The following is a 25,652-nucleotide window of genomic DNA, read 5'->3' on the forward strand; positions in this document are numbered from 1 at the left end:
CACTTCCGTTAGATACAGACGACGCCGCACATGCCCAAAGGATTGAAACGCGCCCTCGGCGCCTTGTTGGCCGCTCTGGCCCTTTACAGCCTGCTTGGTTTCCTGATTCTCCCCGGCGTCGTCTTGCGAATTGCTAACCAGCAATTGGCCAACTACGCCACGCTGCCAGCCAAGCTACAGCGTGTGGAACTCAATCCGTTCAGTCTTGAGCTGACATTCTGGGGATTACAGATCGGTGAACCGGGCAAGGAGCAAGTCGGCTTTGAACGTTTGTATGCCAACCTGCAACTCGATAGCCTTTGGTCCGGGGCACTTCACCTGGCTAACGTCGAACTGGATAAACCACGCACCGAGGTGCTGTTTGCCAAGGATGGCAGCCTCAATCTGACCCAACTCTTCAAACTGCCACCCAGCCAGCCAAAACCCGAAACGCCAGCAAGCGAGCCCTTCCCGCTACGTATTGGCAGCATCAAGCTCAATGCCGGCTATCTGCATTTCGAGGACCAGCGCCCCAGCGAACCCATTGAGTTTCTCTACGACTCGATGGACCTGGAGCTGAAAAACCTGAGTACGCTACCCGACGACAGCACGGACATGACGCTGGTTGCCGCTGGCCCCAAGGGTGGACGGATCGACTGGCGCGGCACATTCAGCCTGGTGCCCCTGGCCTCTGAAGGTACGCTGAAATTTACTGACGGCAAGATGAAACTGATATGGCCCTATGTCCATGATGTAGTGCCATTGGTGCTCGAGGATGGCCGTGTCAACTTTGAGACCCACTACAAACTGAACCTGGCCAAGGAAACCGAGCTGTTGCTCGACAACACCACGCTCCAGGTAGCCCCGTTTGCAGTCAACGCGCCCGACGGCAGGCCCTTGGTACGCCTGGCCAGCATGGACGTCAGCGAAACCTCGATTGACCTGACCAAGCAATTAATCACTGTTGGCAAGATTCGCAGTGAAAAACTGGAAACCTGGGCGGCGCTTGAGGCCGATGGTCAGCTCGACTGGCAAAAGCTGTTCGCCAGCCAACCCGCGAAAGCAAAGCCCGCAGAAAAAGCCGAGCCGGCCACTGCCGCTCCTGCGGCCAAAGAGACAGCAACCGCGAGCACCCCAAGCAAACCCTGGCAGGTTTTGCTGCGCGACGTTCAGTTACGCAACTATCAGGTTCACTTGGCTGACCGTACCCACAAGGAGCCTGTCGCGCTTGAGGTAGGCCCACTGAACCTGGACCTGCAGAACTTCGACAGCCTCAATCAATCACCTTTCACGCTGAAACTCGACACCGGCGTAGGCAAACAAGGCAAGCTGCAGGCTGCGGGGGAAGTCAACCTGGCACCTGTCAGCAGCAAACTGAAGGTCGTCACGCGAGATATCGACCTTCGTATCGCACAAACCTACATCAGCCCATTCATTCGCCTAGAGCTACGCAGCGGCATGCTCGACAGCGACCTCGCCGTTGATCTCAAGAGCACAGCACCGCTGGCTTTCAGCGTTGCGGGCAAGGCTCAGGTCAATCAGTTGCATACGCTCGATACGATCAAGAGCCGTGACTTCGTCAAATGGCAGCAGTTGAATCTGGATGGCCTGGAGTATCGCCATGGTGATGCGCTATCGATTGCCAAGGTCAACCTGCAACAGCCCTATGCGCGCTTCATGATCAATGAAGACCGCACCACCAGTGTCGATGACCTACTCATTCCACAACCCGCTGGAAGCCCACAGACGTCGGCCAAGACCTCCAGCAGCAGCACCAAGCCGCTGGGCATTCACATTGGTGAGATCGCGATCAACGACGGCTCGGCCAACTTCGCCGACTTCAGCCTGACACCCAACTTCGCCACGGCCATCCAGCAACTCAACGGTCGAATCGGCACCATCGACAACCGGCAGCCGAAACCCGCCGATGTCGATATCAAAGGCAAGGTCGATCGCTATGCGCCAGTGACCATCAAAGGCGCCCTGAACCCCTTCGACCCTATGGCAAGCCTGGACATCGCCACCAGCTTCAAGCGCGTCGAGTTGACCACCCTGACCCCCTACTCAGGCAAGTTTGCCGGTTACCGCATCCGCAAGGGTCGTCTGAATCTGGACCTCCACTACCTGATCACCAAAGGCCAGCTCAAGGCTGAGAACAAGCTGGTGCTTGAACAACTGCAACTGGGTGAGAAGGTGGACAGCCCCGATGCCGTAGACCTCCCGATTCGCCTTGCCGTCGCACTGCTCAAGGATACCGAAGGCAAAATCTCTATCGAGCTGCCAATCTCTGGCGACTTGAACAACCCTCAATTCAGTGTGATGCCGATTGTCTGGCAAACACTACGAAACCTGGTCATGCGAGCCGCCCAGGCACCGTTCAAGTTCATTGGCGGGCTCGTCAGTGGTGGCGACTCCCAAGACCTCGGAAGCGTCGCCTTTGCTCCGGGCTCAAGTGACTTGAGCAGCGATGCCAAAGGGGCCCTGGACAAACTTGTCAGCGCACTCAAGGCGCGCCCGGAGTTGCGTCTGGAAATCGAAGGTACCAGCGCCCAGAGCAGTGATGGCCCGCTGATTGCCGAGCAACGTCTGGAGCGCGAGTATCAGGCTACCTACTACAAGATGCTGCAACGGCGTGGCGAAAAGGTCCCGGCACAAGCGACCCAACTGCAGGTGCCAGACGATGAAAAGCCCGCGATGCTTGAAGCGATCTACCGCTCGCGCCTCAAGCAACAGCCTCCCGCGCAGTGGGAGCAACTGGACCGTAAAGAACGCACGGACAACCTGCGAGACGCAGTGATCAAGTCGTGGGCTGAAAGCGCCTTGCTACTGCGCCAACTGGGCCAGGCGCGAGCCAGTAGCATCAAGGACTACCTGGTCGATCAGGGCAAACTTGAAGATCAGCGGGTGTACTTCGTCGATGCCACGCTGGGGCAAGCCGAAGCCGATGGCCGCGTTATATCGCAACTGCATCTGGACTCCGAGTAACCGCCCCTCAAACCCGTTCGAACCCCGGCAACCGATGCCGGGGTTCAGCTCAATCGGCTCAATCGGTTTTCAGGCCAGCAGCCGATACCGCCTTCACGCCTTTTATTTTTTTGGCAATCGAGACTACCGTTTCTTTCTGAGACTTGGTCAACGGCACCTTTGAAGACAAGGACACTACGCCCTTGTTGGTTTCTACCGAGATATCCGAACCCGGCACCCCCTTCTCCGTCATCAAGTCTGCTTTGACCTTAGTGGTGATCCAGGTGTCAGAAGTAGCTTCTGTTGCCTTGGTCACCTCTCCTGCCGCAACCATCAGCGGCGCTTGAGCAAAGGCCCCATTGGCCAACGCCAACGCGGTGGCAGCAGCGGCAGCAATAACGAACTTCTTCATACAAGACTCTCCTTATTTGAAGCATGCAGGATGAAAGCCCACAAACGGCGAACTGCGCCCATAAAAAAAGGACCCCGTAGGGTCCTTTCTTCAACGCTTTGAGCTTAGACGCCCGAAGCCTTGGCTGCTGCAACATCTTTGATCGACAGCTTGATACGGCCGCGGTTGTCCACGTCCAGTACCAGTACTTCAACTTCCTGGCCTTCTTTCAGGATGTCGGTCACTTTCTCAACACGAGCATCGCTCAGCATCGAGATGTGAACCAGACCGTCCTTGCCCGGCAGGATGTTGACGAAGGCACCGAAGTCAACGATACGCTCGACCTTACCGACGTAGATCTTGCCGATCTCGGCTTCGGCAGTAATGCTCAGTACGCGCTGGCGAGCCGCTTCTGCTGCATCCTTGGTTTCACCAAAGATCTTGATCGAGCCGTCGTCTTCGATATCGATCGAAGCCTTGGTCTCTTCACAGATAGCACGGATGGTCGCGCCGCCTTTACCGATAACATCACGGATCTTGTCGGTATCAATCTTCATCGCGATCATGGTCGGAGCGTTTTCCGACAGCTCGCTACGGGACTGACCAATGACCTGGTTCATCTGACCGAGGATGTTCAGGCGCGCTTCCAGGGCCTGGCCCAGAGCGATTTCCATGATCTCTTCGGTGATGCCGTTGATCTTGATGTCCATCTGCAGCGCAGTAACGCCTTTGGCGGTACCCGCTACCTTGAAGTCCATGTCACCCAGGTGGTCTTCGTCACCGAGGATGTCGGTCAGGACGGCGAACTTATCGCCTTCTTTAACCAGACCCATGGCGATACCGGCAACCGGTGCCTTCATCGGCACACCAGCGTCCATCAGTGCCAGCGAAGCACCACAGACCGAAGCCATGGAGCTGGAACCGTTGGACTCGGTGATTTCCGAGACAACACGAATGGTGTACGGGAAGACATCGGCAGCAGGCAGCATGGCCTGGACCGAGCGGCGAGCCAGACGGCCGTGGCCGATTTCACGACGACCTGCACCACCCATACGACCACACTCACCTACCGAGAACGGCGGGAAGTTGTAGTGCAGCATGAAGGGGTCTTTTTTCTCGCCTTCGAGGGTGTCCAGCAGTTGAGCGTCACGGGCAGTACCCAGTGTTGCAACAACCAGAGCCTGGGTCTCGCCACGGGTGAACAATGCCGAACCGTGAGTCTTCGACAGTACACCGACTTCGATGTTCAGCGGACGTACGGTCTTGGTGTCGCGGCCGTCGATACGTGGCTTGCCGTTAACGATGTTTTCGCGAACGGTGCGGTATTCGATTTCACCAAAGATTTCTTTGACTTCACCAGCGCCTGGCTGACCTTCTTCGCCGGAGAACTTGGCGACGACCTGGTCACGCAGTTCGCCCAGGCGAGCATAGCGGTCGGCCTTGACGGTGATGGTGTAAGCCTGGGAAACAGCTTCGCCGAACTCAGCGCGGATTGCGTTCAGCAGTTCGGTGTTGGCAACAGGTGCTTTCCAGTCCCAAGTAGGCTTGGCAGCTTCAGCAGCCAGCTCTTTGACAGCCTGGATAACCGCCTGGAACTCGTCATGAGCGAACAGCACGGCGCCCAGCATCTGGTCTTCGGTCAGCTCTTTGGCTTCCGATTCAACCATCAGTACCGCGTCAGAAGTACCGGCAACGACCATGTCCAGGCTCGAAGCAGCCAGTTGCTCGTACGTTGGGTTCAGCAGGTAGCCGGTGCTTTCGTGGTAAGCAACGCGGGCAGCGCCGATCGGACCATCAAACGGAATGCCGGAGATCGCCAGGGCAGCCGAAGTACCGATCATCGCAGCGATGTCCGGATCAGTCTTCTTGCTGGTGGAAACGACGGTGCAGACAACCTGCACTTCGTTCATGAAGCCTTCTGGGAACAGCGGGCGGATCGGACGGTCGATCAGACGCGAAGTCAGGGTTTCTTTCTCGGAAGGACGGCCTTCACGCTTGAAGAAACCACCAGGGATCTTGCCGGCGGCGTAGGTTTTTTCCTGATAGTGAACGGACAGAGGGAAAAAGCCCTTGCCTGGATCAGCCTGTTTGGCACCGACCACGGTCACCAGTACGGTGACATCGTTGTCGACGGTGACCAATACGGCGCCGGACGCTTGACGAGCAATACGGCCCGTCTCGAGGGTAACGGTCGATTGACCGAACTGGAATTTCTTGATTACCGGGTTCACGGTTTCCTACCTTTTTTCAGTGGCTCTAGGGGAACTTGTTCTTGCGAATTCTTGGGCAGAACGGGGAATCGGCCCCATTGACCGTCCAGATAAAACTAGAGGTTGGGAGCCTGCCCTGACTGCGCGGAAACCGCTCAGGCAGAACAGACAGCCAACCTCATAGATACGCGCGGCGTGTTCATCAACCCAGGTACAAAGCACCGTGGCTGAAGAATACAACACGCCGAGCACACCACTGGCCAGGACGCTATTAGCGACGCAGACCCAGACGACCGATCAGGGCGCTGTAACGAGTGGCGTCCTTACCTTTCAGGTAGTCCAGCAGCTTACGACGCTGGTTTACCATACGGATCAGACCACGACGGGAGTGGTGGTCTTTGCCGTTGGCCTTGAAGTGGCCTTGCAGCTTGTTGATGTTGGCGGTCAGCAGTGCAACTTGCACTTCTGGCGAACCGGTGTCACCGGCGGCTTGCTGGTATTCGCCAACGATTTGAGCTTTTTCTTCAACGCTGAGTGCCATCTGGCTTCTCCAAATCAAGGGAAACCGAAACCGGTTTCCAATAGGCCAGGGACGGATCCCTGTATTCATGAAAGTGAGGAGTGACCGTGCCTATTAACAGCCATCCTCTGTCCCTCAGGTATCACGCCGAAGCCTGACACCGTTGGTTTCGATCATTCAGACCGAATCAATCGACGCGGCGCAATTCGCCCGTCTTCGCTCACTTCACCGATACCGATGAAGCGACCATTGTGATCCTGTACCCGGACCATGCCGAACTTCGGCGCGTCCGGTGCTCTTACCGGCTGACCATGCAGCCAGTAGAACGCACTGTGCTCGGAAAACTTGAGCAGAGGCCAATCTTGCAGACCGCTATCGGACGGTAACAGAAAGCGATCAACCGCCTCATTACCGCCTTCTGCGTGGACCTGCTCGAGTTCTTCGAGGGTCACGGTCTGCGCCAGAGTGAATGGCCCGGCATGCGTGCGGCGCAGTTCTGCAACATAAGCGCCACAGCCCAACTGCTCGCCGATATCCTCGACCAGGGTGCGGATGTAAGTGCCTTTGCTGCAACCCACCGAAAGACGAACGCGGCTACCTTCACACTCAAGCAATTCCAGGCGGTCAATAGTAACAGAACGTGCTTCACGCTCCACTACTTCGCCTGCACGTGCCAGCTTGTACAACGGTTGTCCATCGCGCTTGAGCGCAGAGTACATCGGCGGTATCTGACTGATTTGACCACGAAATTGTGGCAAAACGGCTTCGACATCGGCGCGACCAACGGTCACCTCCCGAGTCTGCAGCACTTCACCTTCAGCATCGGCAGTGCTGGTAGTCATACCCAATTGCATGACCGTTTCGTAGCCCTTGTCAGAATCGAGCAAGTACTGGGAAAACTTGGTCGCCTCACCGAAGCACAGCGGCAGTACACCGCTGGCAAGTGGGTCGAGGCTACCGGTATGGCCTGCCTTTTCAGCATTGAGCAGCCAGCGCACCTTCTGCAAAGCCGCGTTGGAGGTAAACCCCAGCGGCTTGTCGAGCAGGATGATACCGCTGACGTTACGACGGATACGCTTGACCTGAGCCACCGCTTACTCCTTGGTGTCCAGGGAAGTGCCACCATCCTGATGCTGGCTGTCTTCTGCCACGGCTCGCTCGATCAACGCCGACAAGTGCGCGCCACGGGAGACGCTCTCGTCATAGTGGAAGTGCAGTTGCGGCACACTGCGCAACTTCATTTCACGGCCGAGCTGCATGCGCAGGAAACCTGCAGCGGAATTCAGGACCTTCAAGCTTTGCGCGATGTTTTCTGCACCGTCCTGGCCCATCACGGTGATGAACACCTTGGCATGACCAACATCACGGCTGACATCGACGGCAGTGATGGTCACCAGACCAACACGCGGATCCTTGACTTCACGACGGATCAGTTGAGCGAGTTCACGCTGCATCTGATCGCCAATACGTTGGGTACGGCTATATTCTTTTGCCATGTTTGCTACCTGTAACTGAAGCGGCAAACGCCCGGCCAGGCTAAAGCCGGACCGGGCGTTGCGTTCAGAGCCGCTGCGGGCGCCTTGCGGCGATCAACATACGGCTCCCAAGCTCGCGGCTTAGAGCGTGCGAGCGACTTGGACTTTCTCGAAGACTTCGATCTTGTCGCCGACCTTGACGTCGTTGTAGCTCTTGACGCCAATACCGCATTCCATGCCGGCGCGGACTTCGGACATATCGTCCTTGAAGCGACGCAGCGATTCCAGCTCGCCTTCGAAGATAACGATGTCCTCACGCAGTACACGGATCGGACGGTTACGGTGAACCGTACCTTCAACCACCATGCAACCTGCGATAGCGCCGAATTTCGGCGAACGGAACACATCACGGACTTCGGCAATACCGAGGATGTTCTCGCGAACATCGCTGCCGAGCATACCGGTCAGGGCTTTCTTGACGTCTTCAATGATGTCGTAGATCACGTTGTAGTAACGCATATCCAGACCTTCCTGCTCGACAATCTTGCGCGCGCCAGCATCGGCACGCACGTTGAAGCCGAACAGTACTGCATTGGAAGCCAGTGCCAGGTTGGCGTCGCTCTCGGTGATACCACCGACGCCGCCGCCCACTACGCGCACTTGTACTTCGTCGTTGCCCAGACCGCTCAGGGAACCTTGCAAGGCTTCCAGAGAACCACGCACATCGGCCTTGAGGACGATGTTGAGGGTCTTCTTCTCTTCCTGGCCCATGTTCTCGAAGATGTTCTCGAGTTTGCCAGCATGGGCGCGAGCCAGTTTGACTTCGCGGTACTTGCCTTGACGGAACAGTGCAACTTCACGGGCCTTCTTCTCGTCGGCAACCACGCTCAGCTCATCGCCAGCTTCTGGTGTGCCATCAAGACCGAGAATCTCGACCGGAATCGACGGACCGGCTTCCTTCACAGGCTTGCCGTTTTCATCGAGCATGGCACGTACACGGCCGAAGTTCGAACCGCACAGAACCATATCGCCCTGACGCAGGGTACCGTCCTGAACCAGCACGGTAGCCACTGGGCCACGGCCTTTGTCCAGGCGGGACTCGACTACAACACCGCGGCCCGGCGCCGAAGGCGTTGCCTTGAGCTCCAGAATCTCGGCCTGCAGCAGAACCGCTTCAAGCAGCTCGTCGACGCCAGTACCCATCTTCGCGGAGACCGGAACGAATGGCGTGTCGCCACCCCACTCTTCGGAGGTAACGCCTTGAACAGACAACTCGTTACGGATGCGATCGAGATCTGCACCCGGCTTGTCGATCTTGTTCACAGCAACAACCAGAGGAACACCAGCAGCCTTGGCATGCTGGACCGCTTCAATGGTCTGCGGCATTACGCCGTCGTCAGCTGCAACCACGAGGATCACGATGTCGGTAGCCTTGGCACCACGGGCGCGCATTGCGGTGAACGCAGCGTGACCCGGGGTATCGAGGAAGGTAACCATGCCGCGATCGGTTTCAACGTGGTACGCACCGATGTGCTGGGTAATACCACCGGCTTCGCCTGCGGCTACCTTGGCACGACGAATGTAGTCGAGCAGCGAGGTCTTACCATGGTCAACGTGACCCATTACGGTAACGACTGGTGCACGTGCGAACGACTCGCCTTCAAACTTCAGGGACTCGGCCAGGGAATCTTCCAGGGCGTTGTCGCTTACCAGCTTGACGTTGTGACCCAGCTCTTCAGCAACCAGTTGCGCGGTCTCTTGATCGAGCACCTGGTTGATGGTCACCGGAGTGCCCAGCTTGAACATGAACTTGACCACTTCAGCGGCCTTGACCGACATCTGCTGGGCCAGTTCAGAAACCGTGATGGTCTCACCGATCACCACGTCACGAATTACCGGACCGGTCGGGCTCTGGAAGCCGTGCGCATTACGCTTCTTCGGCTTGCCCTTGCCACGTCCACCGCGACGGAAGCCATCGCTTTCTTCTTCGGTAGTACGAGGAGCAGCACGCGGGGTAGGCGCCTTTTCCTTTTCCTTGACCTTGACCGACACGCGCGGCGCTTCGTTGCGGCGCTCGCCACGACGATCATCGTCACGCGCCTTGTCGCTGCGGCGGCTTTCGTCTTTTTTGCGATCGACAACCGGTGCTGGAGCAGCGTCGGCTGGCGAAACAGCGGCAGGCGCTGCTGCGACAGGCGCAGCAGGCGCTACGGCTTCAGTCGCTGCAGGCTGACGACGCGCTTCTTCCTGGGCACGCTGACGTGCTTCGGCTTCAGCCTTCTCACGCGCTGCGTTTTCCACGGCACGGCGTTCGTCCAGCTCGCGCTTCTGCTCAGCCTGGATCTCTTCCGGGCTGCGTTGCACGAATACTTTCTTCTTGCGTACTTCTACGCTAATGCTTTTGCTACCGGCAACACGCAGGGTGCTGGTGGTCTTGCGCTGCAAGGTGATCTTGCGCGGTTCTTCCACTTTCGCCTTGTGGCTGCTTTTCAAATGAGTCAGCAGAGCCTGCTTCTCACTGTCGGTCACTACCTGACCGGCGTCGGTGTGCGGCAGACCTGCCTCACGCATCTGCTGCAGCAGGCGCTCTACCGGTGCAGCGACCTCTTGGGCCAATTCTTTCACCGTGACTTGCGTCATGCACTTCTCTCCTCAGGCCAGCCTAATTACTCGAACCAGTGGGCTCGGGCGGCCATGATCAACTTGCCGGCACGCTCTTCGTCGATGCCGTCGATGTCGAGCAGATCGTCGATCGACTGCTCGGCCAGGTCTTCGCGGGTAACCACGCCGCGCACCGCCAGTTCCGCCGCCAGATCCTTGTCCATACCCTCAAGCGAGAGCAGGTCTTCGGCCGGGTGGGCGTCTGCCAGTTTTTCCTCTGTAGCGATGGCCTTGGTCAACAGACGGTCCTTGGCCCGAGCGCGGAGCTCGTTGACGATCTCCTCGTCAAAGCCATCGATGTTGAGCATTTCTTCCAGCGGTACGTAGGCAATTTCTTCAAGGCTGGTGAAGCCTTCGTCAACCAGCACCTGCGCCAGTTCTTCATCAACTTCCAGCTCGTCGATGAAATTACGCAGGATGTCGCCGGTTTCAGCTTGCTGCTTGGCCTGAATGTCCGATTCGGTCATAACGTTCAGCGTCCAGCCGGTCAGCTGGCTGGCCAGACGCACGTTCTGACCGCCACGGCCGATGGCCTGGGCCAGGTTGTCCGCCGCCACGGCGATATCCATGGCGTGGGCATCTTCATCAACGATGATCGCCGCGACTTCAGCCGGAGACATGGCGTTAATGACAAACTGCGCCGGGTTGTCGTCCCACAGGACGATATCCACGCGCTCGCCGCCCAATTCGCCAGAAACAGCCTGAACACGCGAACCACGCATGCCAATACACGCACCTTGTGGGTCAATGCGCTTGTCCTTGGAGCGAACGGCGATCTTGGCCCGCGAGCCTGGGTCGCGAGAAGCGCCCATGACCTCGATCAGGCCTTCGGCAATTTCCGGCACCTCAATGCGGAAAAGCTCGATCAGCATCTGTGGCGCGGTGCGCGACAGAATCAGTTGCGGACCACGGTTCTCGGTACGAATTTCCTTGAGCAGGGCGCGCAGGCGCACACCAACACGGAAGGTTTCGCGGGAGATAATGTCTTCACGGGCCAGCAGCGCTTCAGCGTTGTTGCCCAGGTCGACGATCACGTTGTCGCGGGTGACTTTCTTGACAGTGCCGGAAATGATCTCGCCCAGACGCTCGCGGTAAGCGTCGACGACCTGCGCACGCTCGGCTTCGCGCACTTTCTGCACGATAACCTGCTTGGCAGTTTGAGCAGCGATACGGCCGAACTCAATGGACTCGATCTTTTCTTCGATAATCTCGCCAGCAACGGCACCTGGCTTTTTCGCCTGGGCCTGGTCGACTGCAAGTTCAATCGCTGGATCGTCCAGATCTTCGTCTTCGACCACGGTCCAGCGACGGAAAGTCTCGTAGTTACCGGTGTGGCGGTTGATTTCCACACGCAGGTCGACTTCATCTTCAAAACGTTTCTTGGTTGCAGTGGCCAGGGCCACTTCCAGCGCTTCAAAAATTACGCCAGCCGGTACACCCTTTTCGTTGGATACCGACTCAACAACCAGCAGTACTTCTTTGCTCATCGTACGCCTCGCCTTTCGCACGCCATTGGATCCGCGGACTACGCGGTATCCGGCACGTCTCAGTCAAAACTGGGAATAATGTTGGCCTTGTCGATCGAGTCGATCGGCAACAGGAACTCATGGCTATCCACCTGGACCACCACATCCTGCTCCTCCACTCCACGGAGAAGGCCCTGAAAGTTACGACGACCTTCAAAGGGCGTACGCAGCTTGATCTTCACTTGTTCGCCGGCATGCGAAGCGAACTGTTCCAAGGTGAACAGCGGGCGATCCATGCCAGGAGAGGACACTTCAAGGGTGTATTCAGAACTGATCGGATCTTCGACATCCAGAACACCACTCACCTGGCGACTGACCACTTCACAGTCGTCGACCAAAATGCCGTCTGTCTTATCGATATAGATACGCAGTACCGAATGCTTGCCTTGAGAGATGAATTCGATCCCCCAGCATTGATAGCCAAGAGCCTCGACCACCGGGGCCAACAAGGCCTGCAACTGTTCTAGCTTGCTCGACACCTGAACCCCCTCGTGCATGCTATGCAAATAAAAAATGGGCAAAGCGCCCATCCCGGATACGCCGCTGAATATCGGCGCGTAAGAACTGTCCAGCTAGCAAAAAGCCCCTGAAAAGGGGCTCCGCTTAGGACTGGTTGCGGGGGCTGGATTTGAACCAACGACCTTCGGGTTATGAGCCCGACGAGCTACCAGACTGCTCCACCCCGCGACAAAGCTGGGGCGAAAGTATACGACCGAACCCACCAAGGGGTCAATCTAACCTCCACCGACAAGAAAGCCCGCATGTAGCGGGCTGTCTTGTTTTAATTGGTACCGAGAAGGGGACTCGAACCCCTACACCCTATGGGCACAACCACCTCAAGGTTGCGTGTCTACCAATTCCACCACCTCGGCAATACTACATTTGACGCTTTTTACTTCTGTTCTTGAGCTGGAGGAATGTCAGTGTTAGTGGCATTACCTTTTTGCTCTTGAAGCACCGGAACATCATCTGCTGCCGGCTTTTTCTGAATTTCCAGAACCGCTGGATCTGGCAATCCTACCTGAGTCAGCTCATGAGCTTTCTCTTTAGCAAAGTATCCTAACCCAAGAGCAGTTAAGAAGAAAGAGGCAGCTAGTATAGCAGTAAACTTACTCAGAAAGGTAGCAGAACCTTGGCTTCCGAACACAGTATTTGAAGCACCTGCGCCGAAAGATGCACCAGCTTCTGCACCTTTACCCTGTTGCAACAACACCAGTACCACCAAACCCAGTGCGCCCAACAGATGCAAAACAACTACGACGGTTTCGAGCATTTCTCAGTTTCCTGCGGCGCGACAAATTGCACCGAATTCGTCTGCGTTCAGGGAAGCTCCACCAATGAGCCCCCCATCGATATCCGGCATGCCGAACAGTTCAGCCGCATTGGCCGCCTTCACGCTGCCGCCGTATAGAAGCCGCACATTCTTGGCGACTTCAGTATTCTCTGCCGCCAGCTGCTCACGAATGGCTTTATGCACATCCTGAGCCTGCTGTGGCGTGGCCGTAAGGCCCGTGCCAATGGCCCATACAGGCTCATAAGCAATCACCGCATTGGCGAAGGCACCAACACCGAGCTCCTCGATGATGCTACCCAATTGACGCCCTACAACCTCAAGCGTCTTGCCCGCCTCACGCTCTTCCAGGGTTTCCCCTATGCAGAGCACCGGCGTCAGGCCACAGGCCTGAGCGGCTGCAAACTTGCGGTTGAGCGTTGCGTCACTTTCGCCCATGAACTGGCGACGCTCCGAATGCCCAACCAACACAAACTCACATCCTGCGTCGACCAACTGGCTCGGCGCAGTCTCACCGGTCAGCGCGCCCTGCATAGGCTCCACTGCGGAGTTCTGTGCACCGACTGCGACCGACTTGCCCTGCAACCCTTCAATCACTTGATTGATGTAAAGGCAGGGCGGGAAAACCGCTACTTCAACACCGCTCGGCAGGGCTAAATTACCTAAGCCCTTGATCAGCTCAGCGACGCTGGCGCGGGTACCGTGCATCTTCCAGTTACCAGCTACCATAGGGCGACGCATGCTGTACCTCGTCGGTCAAAGTGGGCGCAGATCTTACCCAACCCTTTCAACGCTGGCAAGCGCTAATCAGACGCAAACTTCACTAACAAGCGCTGCCAGCTCTTCAGCGTAACCACGAACCTGCGCTTCATCGTCGCCTTCGACCATGACACGTACCAGCGGCTCGGTGCCGGATTTGCGCAGCAACACTCGCCCACGCCCCGCCATCGCCTCTGTAACGCGCGCGCACGCCTCCTTGACGGTCGGGTGCTCGACAGGATCGACCTTGCTGGCACCGAAGCGCACATTGATCAGAACCTGAGGGCACTTGCGCAGCGCCTGACGCGCCTGAGCCAGGTTCTCGCCACGTCGCTTGAGCGACAACAGCACTTGCAAGGCCGCAATAATCGCATCGCCCGTCGTGGTGTGATTGCAGCACACGACATGCCCGGAGTTTTCGCCACCGACAACCCAGTCACGCTCCAGCAACTCGGCCATGACATAGCGGTCGCCGACCTTGGCCCGCACAAATGGAATCGAGAGCTCCTGCAAGGCCAGCTCCAGGCCCAGGTTGCTCATCAGAGTACCCACCACACCACCTTGCAGCTTGCCACGCTCCTGCAGGTCACGGGCAATGATGAACAACAGTTCGTCACCGTCGACAATGGCACCGGTATGATCAACCATCAATACGCGGTCACCGTCACCATCAAAAGCGATGCCGAGATCGGCATGCCCTACAAGCACCGCGGCCTGCAGCGACTCGATATGGGTAGAACCACAATTTTCATTGATGTTCAGGCCGTCTGGCTGCGCATGCAACACTGTGACGTTGGCACCCAACTCGCGGAACACGCTCGGGGCGACCTTGTAGGTGGCACCATGCGCGCAATCGACCACAAGCTTGAGCCCGGCAAAATCAGTACTGGTCGGAACACTGCTCTTGCAGAACTCGATGTAGCGCCCAGCAGCGTCATTGATACGCGAGACCTTGCCCAGCTTGCCCGATTCCACCACGGTCATTGGCTGATCGAGCAGCTCTTCGATCATCCGTTCGACTTCGTCAGGCAGCTTGGTGCCCTGGCCAGAGAAGAACTTGATGCCGTTGTCATCATGCGGATTGTGCGAGGCACTGATAACAATGCCCGCCTCGGCATGAAAGGTGCGCGTCAGATAGGCAATCGCCGGCGTTGGCATCGGCCCCAACAGCATCACATCAGCGCCAGCAGCGGAAAGCCCGGCCTCCAGGGCCGACTCGAACATGTAGCCGGAAATTCGCGTGTCCTTGCCGACCAACACCTTGCAGGCGCCCATCTTGCGGAAAGCCATACCCGCCGCCCAGCCCAGCTTGAGCATGAAATCAGGGGTAATAGGGTATACACCGACCCGGCCACGAATGCCGTCGGTACCAAAATATTTTCTACTCATAAATGCTCCGTCACTCTTATTCGGCAGCCTGTACCGCTGCGATCATCCGTACTACGTCGACGGTTTCGGCGACATCATGAACGCGCAAAATGCTGGCACCCTTGGTCATCGCCAATGCAGCCAATGCGAGGCTGCCGTAGAGCCGCTCTCCGACCGGACGCTCAAGCGCCTGACCAATCATGCTCTTGCGTGAAACACCGACAAGCAGAGGCCTGCCAAGTCGGTACAACGCATCCATGTGTTTGAACAGGCTAAGGTTATGGGCCAGGTTTTTTGCGAAACCGAAACCCGGATCAAGGATGATGCGCTCTGCACCAATACCGACAGCCGCACATGCAGTCATCCGCTCTTCAAGGTAGCTAGCCACCTCGTCAGTGACATTCTGGTAATGCGGGCTGTCCTGCATGTCACCTGGCTCGCCGCGCATATGCATAAGGCATACAGGCAAACCTGTGGCAGCCGCCGCATCCAGGGCGCCATCACGACTGAGCGACCGCACGTCATTGATCAACCCAGCTCCGAGACGGGCCGATTCACGCATCACGGCCGGGGTCGACGTATCGACGGAAATAATGACATCCAGCGCCTGACTGATGGCCTCGACAATGGGCGCCACGCGCTCCAGCTCCTCAACGGGAGAAACGGCTCTCGCACCCGGCCGAGTGGACTCACCGCCCACGTCGATCAGTGTAGCGCCTGCGGCAACCATCGCCTCAGCGTGGCGCAGCGCCGCATCACGCTGAGTGAAGCGACCGCCATCGGAAAAGGAATCAGGCGTGATATTGAGAATACCCATGACATGGGTAAGGGACAAATCAAGAACCCGGTTGCCGCAAGGCAACCGGGTTGGGTACTGCTTTGGAGTCATATGAATCCTTAGTGTTGCGCCGCCGGGCCACCAATCGGGGACTCGGGGCGGTCACTCTGTGAAACAGGGGTGCCCGAAGTACCCGATCCACCTTCCCAATCGCGCGGCTCGCGCGGGGCGCGGCCAGCCATGATGTCGTCGATCTGATCGGCATCAATGGTTTCATACTTCATCAGCGCATCAGCCATTGCGTCCAGCTTGTCTCTATTCTCGGTGAGAATCTGCTTGGCGGTGGCGTAACACTGATCGATGATGCTGCGTACTTCAGAGTCGATCATCTTGGCCGTCTCGCCAGACACGCTGGCATGCTGGGAACCAGCACTACGACCCAGGAAAACCTCGCCCTCTTCCTCTGCATACATCAGTGGACCGAGTTTCTCGGAAAGGCCCCACTTGGTCACCATGTTACGAGCAATCTGGCTGGCCCGCATGATGTCGTTGGATGCACCGGTGGTGACACCATCAAAGCCCAGGGTCATTTCCTCGGCAATACGCCCGCCGTAGAGCGAACAGATCTGGCTGATCAGGGCACGCTTGGAGAGGCTGTAACGATCCTCTTCGGGCAGGAACATGGTTACACCCAAGGCGCGACCACGAGGGATGATCGACACTTTGTACACCGGGTCATGCTCAGGCACGATCCGTCCCACGATCGCGTGACCTGCTTCGTGATAAGCAGTGTTCTGCTTTTCCTTCTCCGACATGACCATGCTTTTGCGCTCGGCGCCCATCATGATCTTGTCTTTGGCCAGCTCGAATTCTTTCATTTCAACGATACGCTTGCTGCCACGCGCAGCGAACAGCGAAGCTTCGTTGACCAGGTTGGCCAGGTCCGCACCAGAGAAGCCTGGGGTACCGCGCGCAATAACTGCCGGATTGACGTTCTCACCAATCGGCACTTTACGCATGTGAACCTTGAGAATCTGCTCACGACCACGAATGTCCGGGAGACCCACCACAACCTGGCGGTCAAAACGACCTGGACGCAGCAGCGCCGGATCCAGTACGTCCGGACGGTTGGTGGCGGCAATCACAATGATGCCGTCGTTCATCTCGAAACCATCCATCTCGACCAGCAACTGGTTGAGGGTCTGCTCACGCTCGTCATGACCACCGCCCATACCGGCACCACGGTGACGACCCACAGCATCAATTTCGTCGATGAAGATAATGCAAGGCGCATGTTTCTTCGCCTGTTCGAACATGTCACGCACACGGCTTGCACCGACACCCACGAACATTTCGACGAAGTCAGAACCGGAAATGGTGAAGAACGGTACTTTTGCTTCCCCGGCAATTGCCTTGGCCAGCAAGGTCTTACCGGTACCAGGAGGCCCCACCATCAGCACGCCGCGTGGAATACGACCGCCCAGTCGCTGGAATTTGCCCGGATCTCTCAGGAACTCGACGAGCTCACCGACTTCTTCCTTGGCTTCATCACAACCGGCAACGTCGGCCAGTGTGGTCTTGACCTGGTCTTCCGACAGAAGGCGCGCCTTGCTCTTGCCGAAACTCATCGGCCCGCCTTTGCCACCTGCACCACCCTGCATCTGGCGCATGAAGAACATGAATACGGCGATAATCACCAGAATCGGGAAGCTGGCAACCAGCAACTGCGTCCAGATACTCTGCTGCTCAGGCTGCTTGCCTTCGACAACGACATGATTGTCGACCAAGTCGCCGATCAAGCCATTATCCTGAATGGCAGGACGGATGGTCTTGAAGCTGTCGCCGTCCGTACGTTTGCCGGTGATGACATAGCCGTCGACCGCAACGCGCTCGACCTTGCCATCCTTGACCTGTTGAATAAAGTCGGAATAGTTGAGGGTCTGCGGCTCGTTCGGACTGGAGAAGTTGTTCATCACCGTCACCAGGACAGCCGCGATGATCAACCACAGGATCAAATTCTTTGCCATATCGTTCAATTAGCTACCCTCTGAAGCAGGCTGAGGCGCAGCCGTGCCTCGCATGATAATCACCGGCCTAACTTACTACATTACCTACACATCTGCAGGCGCCGTCTGTAACCCTTTGTGAAACCTAGACTACACGATGTTCGCCCAAGTCAGGCAGGGCAGCCGATTAGAAAAAACTATCGGGAGCCCTGAAAGCTGCCGGCCTGGCGCTTTACTCGCCGCGAAAACCTCTCGCCAACAAGTACTGCTCACGGGAACGGTCCCGCGAAGAGAGCGGCTTACGCATCTGCACCTTGTCGAACTTCTGCCGAACGGTTTTCAGATAGGTATCGAACCCCTCGCCCTGGAAGATCTTGATCAGGAAGTCACCACCCGGACGCAATACGCGGGTAGCCAGATCGAGGGCCAGCTCACAAAGGAACATGGCCTTGGGCATATCCACGGCAGGCGTACCACTCATATTGGGGGCCATATCGGAAATCACAAGGTCTACTTCCGTATTACCTACCGCTTCGAGGATTTGCGCAAGCACCTCATCTTGGGTGAAATCCCCCTGAATGAAGGTCACATCCGGAATACTGTCCATTTCCAGAATGTCCGACGCGATCAAACGCCCTTGGCCACCGATCAGACGACTGGTCACTTGCGACCAGCCACCCGGTGCCGCACCAAGGTCGATAACACTCATGCCGGGGCGGATCAGCCGGTCTTTTTCCTGCAGTTCCAGCAGCTTGTAGCTGGCCCGCGAGCGATAACCGTCCTTTTGCGCCATCTTGACGTAAGGATCGTTGAAATGTTCTTTCAGCCAGTTATGGCTTGTCTTGGAACGCGCCACTGGGCACCTCGATGATAACGGTCGTGATTAACTGGGCGGATCCACGGGCCCTCGGGTAAAATGGCCGCCATTTTTACAGAATCAGACAAAGGGTCAGATTATGCCGCTCACTCAAGAGCAGAAGAAACAGTACAAATCCATTGGCCACGATCTCAAACCTGTTTTGATTGTGGCAGGCAATGGGCTGACTGAGGGTGTTCTCGCCGAACTCGAGCGCGCCCTGAGCGATCATGAGCTGATCAAGATCAAGCTCAACCTCAGCGAGCGCGAAGAGCGCGCCGAAGTAATCACCGAGCTGTGCAAGGCTGGCCGAGCAGAACTGGTACAGACCATCGGAAAAATGGCGTTGATTTACCGCAAGAACCCACAGCCTAACAAACAGCTGTCGAACATCCATCGCTACAAGTGATGCTCGCGCCGCGTCAGTGGCGCGCTCTGCGCGCCCTGCCCGGCTGAGGTTGCAGCACCAACAGCATGCCGGTAAGACCCAGCAGCAGATAACAGAGCAACTGCCAACGCATCAACTCAGGCAGCAGCATCCGCAACGCAAAATACACAACACACGCCAGCAACGCCATCAGCAGCAGTTGCCCTCGCCTGTCGCGCCACAGGCTGCGCAAGCCTTCAGCCTGCACCAGAACCAACACCTGCAGCCCTGCACAAAACGCCGCGAATGCCACCAACAATGACGCCACCAGCTTGCCGATATCCTCAACAAGCAGCGGCGCCAGCCCGACTTTTGCAAGCGTCGGCAGTAGCCCGAAGTACAGCATCCACAGGCCACCAACCCAGAGCACCTGGGTCAGTTGCCAGATTACTGCCGTCGCGGCAACGCCGCGACGCCGGTTAAAGGTGGACGACTTCGACAATCTCGTACTCGATCAAACCACTTGGGGTCTTCACCGCAACGACATCGCCCTCTTGCTTGCCAATCAAGGCACGAGCGATAGGCGAGCCAACCGAAAGCTTGCCAGCCTTGATGTCGGCTTCATCCTCACCAACGATCTGATACTTCAGGCTTTCGTCAGTTTCGACGTTGGCAATTTCAACGGTTGTACCGAAGATCACTTTGCCAGTATGCGCAATCGAGGTGACATCGATCACCACCGCATTCTGCAAGCGCCCTTCGATATCGCGGATCCGCGCCTCGACCATGCCCTGTTGCTCTCGTGCGGCATGGTACTCGGCGTTTTCCTTCAGGTCGCCCAGCTCCCGCGCCTCGCCAATATCCTGGCTGAGCTTGGGACGAACGACCTTGGTCAGATGAGTCAGTTCTTCTTCCAGGGCGCGAGCGCCCTGGACGGTCATAGGGTATTTATTCATCCGTTGAGTCCTGCATGGAGATCCTGCAAGCGGCGCACGGTCTTTTCAGGACCGAACTTCAGCGCTTCACAGATAGCTTCACCTGCCGCAATGGTGGTAGTGCAGTAGATTTTATGCTGCAACGCATTGCGACGAATCGAGTAGGAATCAGCAATCGACTGACGACCTTCAGTGGTGTTGATGATCAGCGACACTTCATCGTTCTTGATCATATCAACAACATGCGGACGACCTTCAGTCACCTTGTTCACACGACGCACTTTCAGCCCGGCCGCCTCGATGATCTTGGCGGTGCCTGCAGTCGCGACGACTTCAAAGCCCAGCGCGATCAGGTCACGGGCAACGCCAGCCACTTGCGGCTTATCGTCATCACGCACACTGATAAACGCGGTACCGCCGGTCGGCAGCACTTCACTGGCGCCCATCTGAGCCTTGGCAAACGCTTCGCCGAAGCTGTCGCCTACACCCATCACCTCGCCCGTCGACTTCATTTCAGGGCCGAGGATCGGGTCAACACCCGGGAACTTGGCGAACGGGAAGACGGCTTCCTTGACGCTGTAGAAGTTCGGAATGATTTCCTTGGTGAAACCAATTTCCTTCAGGGTCTTGCCAGCCATCACACGCGCCGCAATCATCGCCAGGGACGTGCCGATGCACTTGGAGACAAACGGTACGGTACGCGAAGCACGCGGGTTGACTTCAATGACGTAGATCTTGTCACCCTGCAGTGCCAGCTGAACGTTCATCAGGCCGACCACGCCCAGCTCCAATGCCATCTTCTTGACCTGCTCACGGACTTCGTCCTGAACATGGGCTGGCAGGGAGTACGGCGGCAGCGAACATGCCGAGTCACCGGAGTGAACACCAGCCTGCTCGATGTGCTGCATGATTGCGCCGATGACGACATCGGTACCGTCGCAGACCGCATCCACGTCCATCTCGATGGCGCAGTTGAGGAAGTGATCGAGCAGTACCGGGCTGTCGTTGGACACCTGGACCGCTTCACGCAGGTAGCGCTTGAGCTCGTCCAGCTCGTAAACGATCTCCATGGCACGACCACCCAGTACGTAGGAAGGACGAACCACCAGCGGGTAGCCGATCACGCCAGCAGCACGGATGGCTTCGTCTTCGCTGCGAACGGTAGCATTTGGCGGCTGCAGCAGGTTCAGGCGCTGAACCATTTGCTGGAAGCGCTCACGGTCTTCCGCACGGTCGATTGCGTCAGGGCTGGTACCGATGATCGGTACACCGGCCTCTTCCAGCGCACGAGCCAGTTTCAGCGGCGTCTGACCACCGTAGTGAACGATCACGCCTTTCGGCTTCTCGACACGCACCACTTCCAGCACGTCTTCCAGTGTCAGCGGCTCGAAGTACAGGCGATCGGAAGTGTCGTAGTCGGTGGAAACGGTTTCCGGGTTGCAGTTGACCATGATGGTCTCGTAACCATCTTCACGCAGCGCCAGTGCAGCGTGCACACAGCAGTAGTCGAACTCGATACCTTGACCGATACGGTTCGGACCACCACCCAGGATCATGATCTTGTCACGGGTCGACGGATTGGCCTCGCACTCTTCCTCATAGGTCGAATACAGGTAGGCGGTATCGGTCGAGAACTCGGCAGCGCAGGTATCGACGCGCTTGTAGACCGGGAACACTTCCAGCTTGTGACGATGACGACGCAGGTTCTTGTCGGTAATACCCAACAGCTTGGCCAGACGCTGGTCAGAGAAGCCCTTGCGCTTCAGGCTGAGCATCAGGCCCTTGTCGATGTTGGACAGACCCAGGGTCTTGACGCGCTCTTCTTCCTTGATCAGGTCTTCGATCTGCACCAGGAACCAGTGGTCGATGCTGGTCAGCGCGAAGATTTCGTCGCGGGTCATGCCGGCACGGAAGGCATCAGCAACGTACCAGATGCGCTCAGCGCCAGGTACGGTCAGCTCGCGCTTGAGGATGCTCGGGGTTTCCGGGCTGGCCAGGTCAAGCTTCGGATCAAGACCGCACACACCCACTTCCAGACCACGCAGGGCCTTCTGCAGGGACTCCTGGAAAGTACGGCCGATGGCCATGACTTCACCAACGGATTTCATCTGAGTGGTCAGACGGGCGTCGGCTTTCGGGAATTTTTCGAAGGCGAAACGCGGCAGCTTGGTCACGACGTAGTCGATGGACGGCTCGAACGAAGCCGGGGTACGACCACCGGTGATGTCGTTCTGCAGCTCATCCAGGGTGTAACCGACAGCCAGCTTGGCGGCGATCTTGGCGATCGGGAAGCCGGTCGCTTTCGACGCCAGGGCCGAGGAACGCGATACACGCGGGTTCATCTCGATCACGACCATACGGCCAGTGTCCGGGCAGATACCGAACTGGACGTTGGAACCGCCCGTTTCAACACCGATCTCACGCAGTACCGCCAGCGAGGCGTTACGCATGATCTGGTATTCCTTGTCGGTCAGGGTCTGTGCCGGAGCAACGGTGATCGAGTCACCGGTGTGCACGCCCATCGGGTCAAAGTTTTCGATGGAACAGACGATGATGCAGTTGTCCTTTTTATCGCGGACCACTTCCATCTCGTACTCTTTCCAACCGATCAACGACTCATCGATCAGCAGTTCCTTGGTCGGCGACAGGTCCAGACCACGGGCACAGATTTCTTCGAACTCTTCACGATTGTAGGCGATGCCACCACCGGTGCCGCCCATGGTGAAGGACGGACGAATGATGCACGGGAAGCCCAGCTTCTCGAGGACGGCATTGGCCTCGTCCATGCTGTGGGCGATGCCGGAGCGCGGGCACTCCAGACCAATGGCTTTCATGGCCTGGTCAAAGCGCGAACGGTCTTCTGCCTTGTCGATGGTGTCGGCATTGGCGCCGATCATTTCCACACCGAACTTCTCCAGAATGCCTTCGCGCTCCAGGTCCAGGGCGCAGTTCAGTGCAGTCTGGCCACCCATGGTCGGCAGCAGTGCATCCGGACGCTCTTTCTCAATGATCTTGGCAACCGTCTGCCATTTGATCGGCTCGATGTAAGTGGCATCAGCCATGGCCGGGTCGGTCATGATGGTGGCCGGGTTGGAGTTCACCAGGATGACGCGGAAACCTTCCTCGCGCAGTGCCTTGCAGGCCTGGGCGCCGGAATAGTCGAATTCGCAGGCCTGGCCGATCACGATCGGGCCAGCGCCAAGAATCAGGATACTTTTAATGTCTGTACGTTTTGGCATGGGTTGTCACTCAAATCCGCAGGTCAGTCGGCAAGCCGTCTTGAACAATCTTGGGCGGCCCCTGAACACGGCTCGCGCCGGTTCAGGGCCTTCTCACTAGGTGCTCAGCGGCGCTTGGCCATGGCATCGATGAAACGGTCGAACAGCGGCGCGACATCGGTCGGGCCTGGGCTGGCCTCAGGGTGCCCCTGGAAGCTGAACGCGCTCTTGTCGGTACGCTCAATGCCTTGAAGGCTGCCGTCGAACAACGACTTGTGCGTGGCGCGAACATTGGCTGGCAGGGTCGCTTCATCAACCGCAAAACCGTGGTTCTGACTGGTGATCATCACAACGCCGGAGTCCAGATCCTGAACCGGGTGGTTGGCACCGTGGTGGCCATGACCCATTTTCACGGTCTTGGCGCCGGAAGCCAGTGCCAGCAGCTGGTGACCCAGGCAGATACCGAACACCGGAATGTCGGTTTCGAGCACGTCCTGAATCGCCTTGATTGCGTAGTCGCACGGCTCTGGATCACCTGGGCCGTTGGACAGGAACACGCCATCCGGGTTGAGCGCGAGAACATCGCTGGCCGGGGTTTGAGCAGGTACCACGGTCACACGGCAGCCGCGCTCAACCAGCATCCGCAGGATGTTCAGCTTGACGCCGTAGTCGTAGGCAACCACGTGATACGGCAGCTCGGAAGCCTCGATAGTCGGGTGACTGTCGGTCTTCAGGCTCCAGACACTGGAGCGCCATTCATAGCTGTCCTTGGTGCTGACAACCTTGGCCAGGTCCATGCCTTTCAGGCCCGGGAAGCCACGCGCTGCGGCGATGGCGGCTTCTTCGCTGATGTTGTCACCCGCCAGGATGCAACCGTTCTGTGCACCTTTCTCACGCAGGATGCGTGTCAGGCGACGGGTATCGATGCCGGCGATCGCAACCACGTTGTTGGCTTTCAGGTAGTCCGGCAGCGACTGCTTGTTCCGCCAGTTGCTGGCAAGCAACGGCAGGTCGCGAATCACCAGACCGGCCGACCAGACGCGGTCGGATTCGGCATCTTCCGGCGTGGTGCCAGTGTTGCCAATGTGTGGGTAAGTCAGGGTAACGATTTGCTGCGCATAGGAAGGGTCAGTCAGGATTTCCTGATAGCCGGTCATTGCGGTGTTAAACACCACCTCACCAACGGTCTGACCGTCGGCTCCAATGGCTTCACCGCGAAAAATGCTGCCATCAGCAAGGGCGAGTATGGCTGGCTTAGTCAAGAAGACCTCCCGTAAATCAAGCCTGAAGGGGCGATCGCAGGTTGCAAAAAAGCGGAATGACGTATAGACACGTCACCCCGCTTTCTTCGTCGAATTATCTGCGCGCTTTTAGTGGACACACTAAAGCTGTAGCTTACAGAAAAACGTATTTTTGGTCTACCGCTGATGTGCCTGAAAGGCGCAGAAATGCGACAGGACGTCGCCAGGATTCAGAAGCAACCTGCAAGACCGGCTCCAGCGAAACCCAAAGAGCCAGCTTGCAGGCACGACTTCAACAACGATTAGTGCAGTTCCAGCACGTCCTGCATGTCATACAGGCCCGGCTCGCGCCCTTCCAGCCACAATGCGGCACGCACCGCACCCTTGGCGAAGGTCATGCGACTAGACGCCTTGTGGGTGATCTCGACGCGCTCACCTTCAGCAGCAAACAGCACAGTGTGATCTCCGACCACATCACCGGCACGCACGGTAGCGAAACCAATGGTCTGCCGATCACGGGCACCGGTCTGGCCTTCGCGACCATAGACCGCCACCTCCCGCAGATCACGACCCAACGCCTGGGCAACGACCTCACCCATACGCAGTGCCGTACCCGAAGGCGCATCGACCTTGTGGCGATGGTGCGCCTCGATGATCTCGATATCGACGTCATCACCCAGTACGCGAGCAGCGGTGTCCAGCAGCTTCAGGCACAGGTTCACGCCCACACTGAAGTTGGCGGCGAAGACAATTGGAATGTCCTTGCTCGCTTCAACCAGCAACTGCTTCTCTTCAGCGCTGAAGCCCGTGGTACCGATGACCATGGCCTTGCCCGCCTCACGGCAAAATGCCAGGTTTTTCAGCGTCACTGACGGATGAGTGAAGTCGATCAGGACATCGAAGTCGTCGACCACCTGTTCCAGACCGCCCGACAGCGCCACGCCAATGCGACCCAGCGCCGCCAATTCACCAGCATCCGCACCGATCAGCGTACTGTCCGGACGGTCCACCGCCGCGGTCAGGCCCGCACCCTGCGCATGCTGCACAGCTTCGATCAGGGTTTTACCCATTCGCCCTGCAGCACCCATTACCGCTATACGTCGCATG

21 protein-coding genes and 2 tRNA genes are annotated in these 25,652 nt (G+C 57.6%); 2 read left to right on the forward strand and 21 right to left on the reverse strand.

What is annotated here, in order from left to right:
* Positions 1–30 precede the first annotated feature (30 nt).
* A complete protein-coding gene (locus IE038_RS06750; RefSeq protein WP_189395363.1) occupies positions 31–2,964 on the forward strand; it encodes a DUF748 domain-containing protein in 2,934 nt (977 codons plus the stop codon).
* 58 nt (positions 2,965–3,022) lie between these two features.
* On the opposite strand, the gene IE038_RS06755 is transcribed toward IE038_RS06750, so the two are convergent.
* The 16 genes from IE038_RS06755 to rlmE all read right to left on the reverse strand — a co-directional run bounded on the left by IE038_RS06755 (position 3,023) and on the right by rlmE (position 18,784).
* Positions 3,023–3,355 carry a BON domain-containing protein gene (locus IE038_RS06755; protein WP_163936248.1) on the reverse strand — a complete coding sequence of 111 codons (333 nt, stop codon included), beginning with the start codon at positions 3,353–3,355 and terminating at the stop codon, positions 3,023–3,025.
* A 104-nt stretch (positions 3,356–3,459) separates the two neighbouring features.
* A complete protein-coding gene (gene pnp, locus IE038_RS06760; protein WP_189395364.1) occupies positions 3,460–5,565 on the reverse strand; it encodes a polyribonucleotide nucleotidyltransferase in 2,106 nt (701 codons plus the stop codon).
* A gap of 250 nt (positions 5,566–5,815) precedes the next feature.
* Positions 5,816–6,085, reverse strand: a complete 270-nt coding sequence (gene rpsO, locus IE038_RS06765) for a 30S ribosomal protein S15 (RefSeq protein ID WP_065758270.1) — start codon at positions 6,083–6,085, stop codon at positions 5,816–5,818.
* A 152-nt stretch (positions 6,086–6,237) separates the two neighbouring features.
* Positions 6,238–7,155, reverse strand: coding sequence for a tRNA pseudouridine(55) synthase TruB (gene truB, locus IE038_RS06770; protein WP_163936245.1), 918 nt, complete (start codon positions 7,153–7,155; stop codon positions 6,238–6,240).
* Between the two features lie 3 nt (positions 7,156–7,158).
* Positions 7,159–7,560, reverse strand: a complete 402-nt coding sequence (rbfA, locus tag IE038_RS06775) for a 30S ribosome-binding factor RbfA (protein ID WP_065758268.1) — start codon at positions 7,558–7,560, stop codon at positions 7,159–7,161.
* Positions 7,561–7,680: 120 nt separating this feature from the next.
* Positions 7,681–10,179 carry a translation initiation factor IF-2 gene (infB, locus tag IE038_RS06780; protein WP_163936242.1) on the reverse strand — a complete coding sequence of 833 codons (2,499 nt, stop codon included), beginning with the start codon at positions 10,177–10,179 and terminating at the stop codon, positions 7,681–7,683.
* A 26-nt stretch (positions 10,180–10,205) separates the two neighbouring features.
* A complete protein-coding gene (nusA, locus tag IE038_RS06785; protein ID WP_163936239.1) occupies positions 10,206–11,687 on the reverse strand; it encodes a transcription termination factor NusA in 1,482 nt (493 codons plus the stop codon).
* Between the two features lie 59 nt (positions 11,688–11,746).
* Positions 11,747–12,205: a ribosome maturation factor RimP gene (gene rimP / locus IE038_RS06790; protein WP_163936236.1), complete on the reverse strand. Its 459-nt coding sequence runs from the start codon at positions 12,203–12,205 to the stop codon at positions 11,747–11,749.
* Between the two features lie 131 nt (positions 12,206–12,336).
* Positions 12,337–12,413, reverse strand: a tRNA-Met gene (locus IE038_RS06795).
* Positions 12,414–12,512: 99 nt separating this feature from the next.
* A tRNA-Leu gene (locus IE038_RS06800) sits at positions 12,513–12,598 on the reverse strand.
* A 20-nt stretch (positions 12,599–12,618) separates the two neighbouring features.
* Positions 12,619–12,999 (reverse strand): preprotein translocase subunit SecG, encoded by a 381-nt coding sequence (secG, locus tag IE038_RS06805; protein WP_189395365.1) that lies wholly within the window; start codon positions 12,997–12,999, stop codon positions 12,619–12,621.
* A gap of 3 nt (positions 13,000–13,002) precedes the next feature.
* Positions 13,003–13,758 (reverse strand): triose-phosphate isomerase, encoded by a 756-nt coding sequence (gene tpiA / locus IE038_RS06810; RefSeq protein ID WP_189395366.1) that lies wholly within the window; start codon positions 13,756–13,758, stop codon positions 13,003–13,005.
* A gap of 66 nt (positions 13,759–13,824) precedes the next feature.
* Entirely contained in the window at positions 13,825–15,165 is a 1,341-nt protein-coding gene (gene glmM / locus IE038_RS06815) for a phosphoglucosamine mutase (protein ID WP_163931167.1), read from the reverse strand.
* Between the two features lie 16 nt (positions 15,166–15,181).
* The gene (folP, locus tag IE038_RS06820; RefSeq protein ID WP_163931170.1) at positions 15,182–16,033 is read right to left on the reverse strand and encodes a dihydropteroate synthase; all 852 of its coding nucleotides are present in this window, start codon (positions 16,031–16,033) and stop codon (positions 15,182–15,184) included.
* A gap of 8 nt (positions 16,034–16,041) precedes the next feature.
* Positions 16,042–17,949 (reverse strand): ATP-dependent zinc metalloprotease FtsH, encoded by a 1,908-nt coding sequence (gene ftsH, locus IE038_RS06825; RefSeq protein ID WP_163931255.1) that lies wholly within the window; start codon positions 17,947–17,949, stop codon positions 16,042–16,044.
* A 211-nt stretch (positions 17,950–18,160) separates the two neighbouring features.
* A complete protein-coding gene (gene rlmE / locus IE038_RS06830) occupies positions 18,161–18,784 on the reverse strand; it encodes a 23S rRNA (uridine(2552)-2'-O)-methyltransferase RlmE (protein ID WP_065758260.1) in 624 nt (207 codons plus the stop codon).
* Between the two features lie 100 nt (positions 18,785–18,884).
* On the opposite strand from rlmE, the gene yhbY reads away from it, so the two are divergent.
* Positions 18,885–19,193, forward strand: coding sequence for a ribosome assembly RNA-binding protein YhbY (gene yhbY, locus IE038_RS06835; RefSeq protein WP_163931173.1), 309 nt, complete (start codon positions 18,885–18,887; stop codon positions 19,191–19,193).
* Between the two features lie 13 nt (positions 19,194–19,206).
* Here yhbY and IE038_RS06840 read toward each other — a convergent pair whose 3' ends face one another.
* The 5 genes from IE038_RS06840 to dapB all read right to left on the reverse strand — a co-directional run bounded on the left by IE038_RS06840 (position 19,207) and on the right by dapB (position 25,651).
* Positions 19,207–19,653 (reverse strand): MFS transporter, encoded by a 447-nt coding sequence (locus tag IE038_RS06840; protein WP_189395367.1) that lies wholly within the window; start codon positions 19,651–19,653, stop codon positions 19,207–19,209.
* Positions 19,631–20,107, reverse strand: coding sequence for a transcription elongation factor GreA (greA, locus tag IE038_RS06845; RefSeq protein ID WP_189395368.1), 477 nt, complete (start codon positions 20,105–20,107; stop codon positions 19,631–19,633). The genes IE038_RS06840 and greA overlap by 23 nt, the downstream gene beginning before the upstream one ends.
* Entirely contained in the window at positions 20,104–23,325 is a 3,222-nt protein-coding gene (gene carB, locus IE038_RS06850; RefSeq protein ID WP_163931190.1) for a carbamoyl-phosphate synthase large subunit, read from the reverse strand. The genes greA and carB overlap by 4 nt, the downstream gene beginning before the upstream one ends.
* Positions 23,326–23,429: 104 nt before the next feature.
* The gene (gene carA / locus IE038_RS06855; RefSeq protein ID WP_163931204.1) at positions 23,430–24,566 is read right to left on the reverse strand and encodes a glutamine-hydrolyzing carbamoyl-phosphate synthase small subunit; all 1,137 of its coding nucleotides are present in this window, start codon (positions 24,564–24,566) and stop codon (positions 23,430–23,432) included.
* 281 nt (positions 24,567–24,847) lie between these two features.
* Positions 24,848–25,651, reverse strand: a complete 804-nt coding sequence (dapB, locus tag IE038_RS06860) for a 4-hydroxy-tetrahydrodipicolinate reductase (RefSeq protein WP_163931207.1) — start codon at positions 25,649–25,651, stop codon at positions 24,848–24,850.
* Position 25,652: the final 1 nt, after the last annotated feature.

Origin of the sequence: Pseudomonas laurentiana, assembly GCF_014648275.1 — a bacterium.
Taxonomy (GTDB): Bacteria; Pseudomonadota; Gammaproteobacteria; order Pseudomonadales; family Pseudomonadaceae; genus Aquipseudomonas; species Aquipseudomonas laurentiana.

Bases quoted from the DNA above. Each gene is read 5' to 3' on its own strand.
- folP (WP_163931170.1), bottom strand. From the start codon at position 16,033: ATGACTCCAAAGCAGTACCCAACCCGGTTGCCTTGCGGCAACCGGGTT.
- rbfA (WP_065758268.1), bottom strand. From the start codon at position 7,560: ATGGCAAAAGAATATAGCCGTACCCAACGTATTGGCGATCAGATGCAG.
- carB (WP_163931190.1), bottom strand. From the start codon at position 23,325: ATGCCAAAACGTACAGACATTAAAAGTATCCTGATTCTTGGCGCTGGC.
- IE038_RS06755 (WP_163936248.1), bottom strand. From the start codon at position 3,355: ATGAAGAAGTTCGTTATTGCTGCCGCTGCTGCCACCGCGTTGGCGTTG.
- IE038_RS06750 (WP_189395363.1), top strand. From the start codon at position 31: ATGCCCAAAGGATTGAAACGCGCCCTCGGCGCCTTGTTGGCCGCTCTG.
- secG (WP_189395365.1), bottom strand. From the start codon at position 12,999: ATGCTCGAAACCGTCGTAGTTGTTTTGCATCTGTTGGGCGCACTGGGT.
- greA (WP_189395368.1), bottom strand. From the start codon at position 20,107: ATGAATAAATACCCTATGACCGTCCAGGGCGCTCGCGCCCTGGAAGAA.
- rpsO (WP_065758270.1), bottom strand. From the start codon at position 6,085: ATGGCACTCAGCGTTGAAGAAAAAGCTCAAATCGTTGGCGAATACCAG.
- nusA (WP_163936239.1), bottom strand. From the start codon at position 11,687: ATGAGCAAAGAAGTACTGCTGGTTGTTGAGTCGGTATCCAACGAAAAG.
- ftsH (WP_163931255.1), bottom strand. From the start codon at position 17,949: ATGGCAAAGAATTTGATCCTGTGGTTGATCATCGCGGCTGTCCTGGTG.
- glmM (WP_163931167.1), bottom strand. From the start codon at position 15,165: ATGAGTAGAAAATATTTTGGTACCGACGGCATTCGTGGCCGGGTCGGT.
- tpiA (WP_189395366.1), bottom strand. From the start codon at position 13,758: ATGCGTCGCCCTATGGTAGCTGGTAACTGGAAGATGCACGGTACCCGC.
- dapB (WP_163931207.1), bottom strand. From the start codon at position 25,651: ATGCGACGTATAGCGGTAATGGGTGCTGCAGGGCGAATGGGTAAAACC.
- infB (WP_163936242.1), bottom strand. From the start codon at position 10,179: ATGACGCAAGTCACGGTGAAAGAATTGGCCCAAGAGGTCGCTGCACCG.
- yhbY (WP_163931173.1), top strand. From the start codon at position 18,885: ATGCCGCTCACTCAAGAGCAGAAGAAACAGTACAAATCCATTGGCCAC.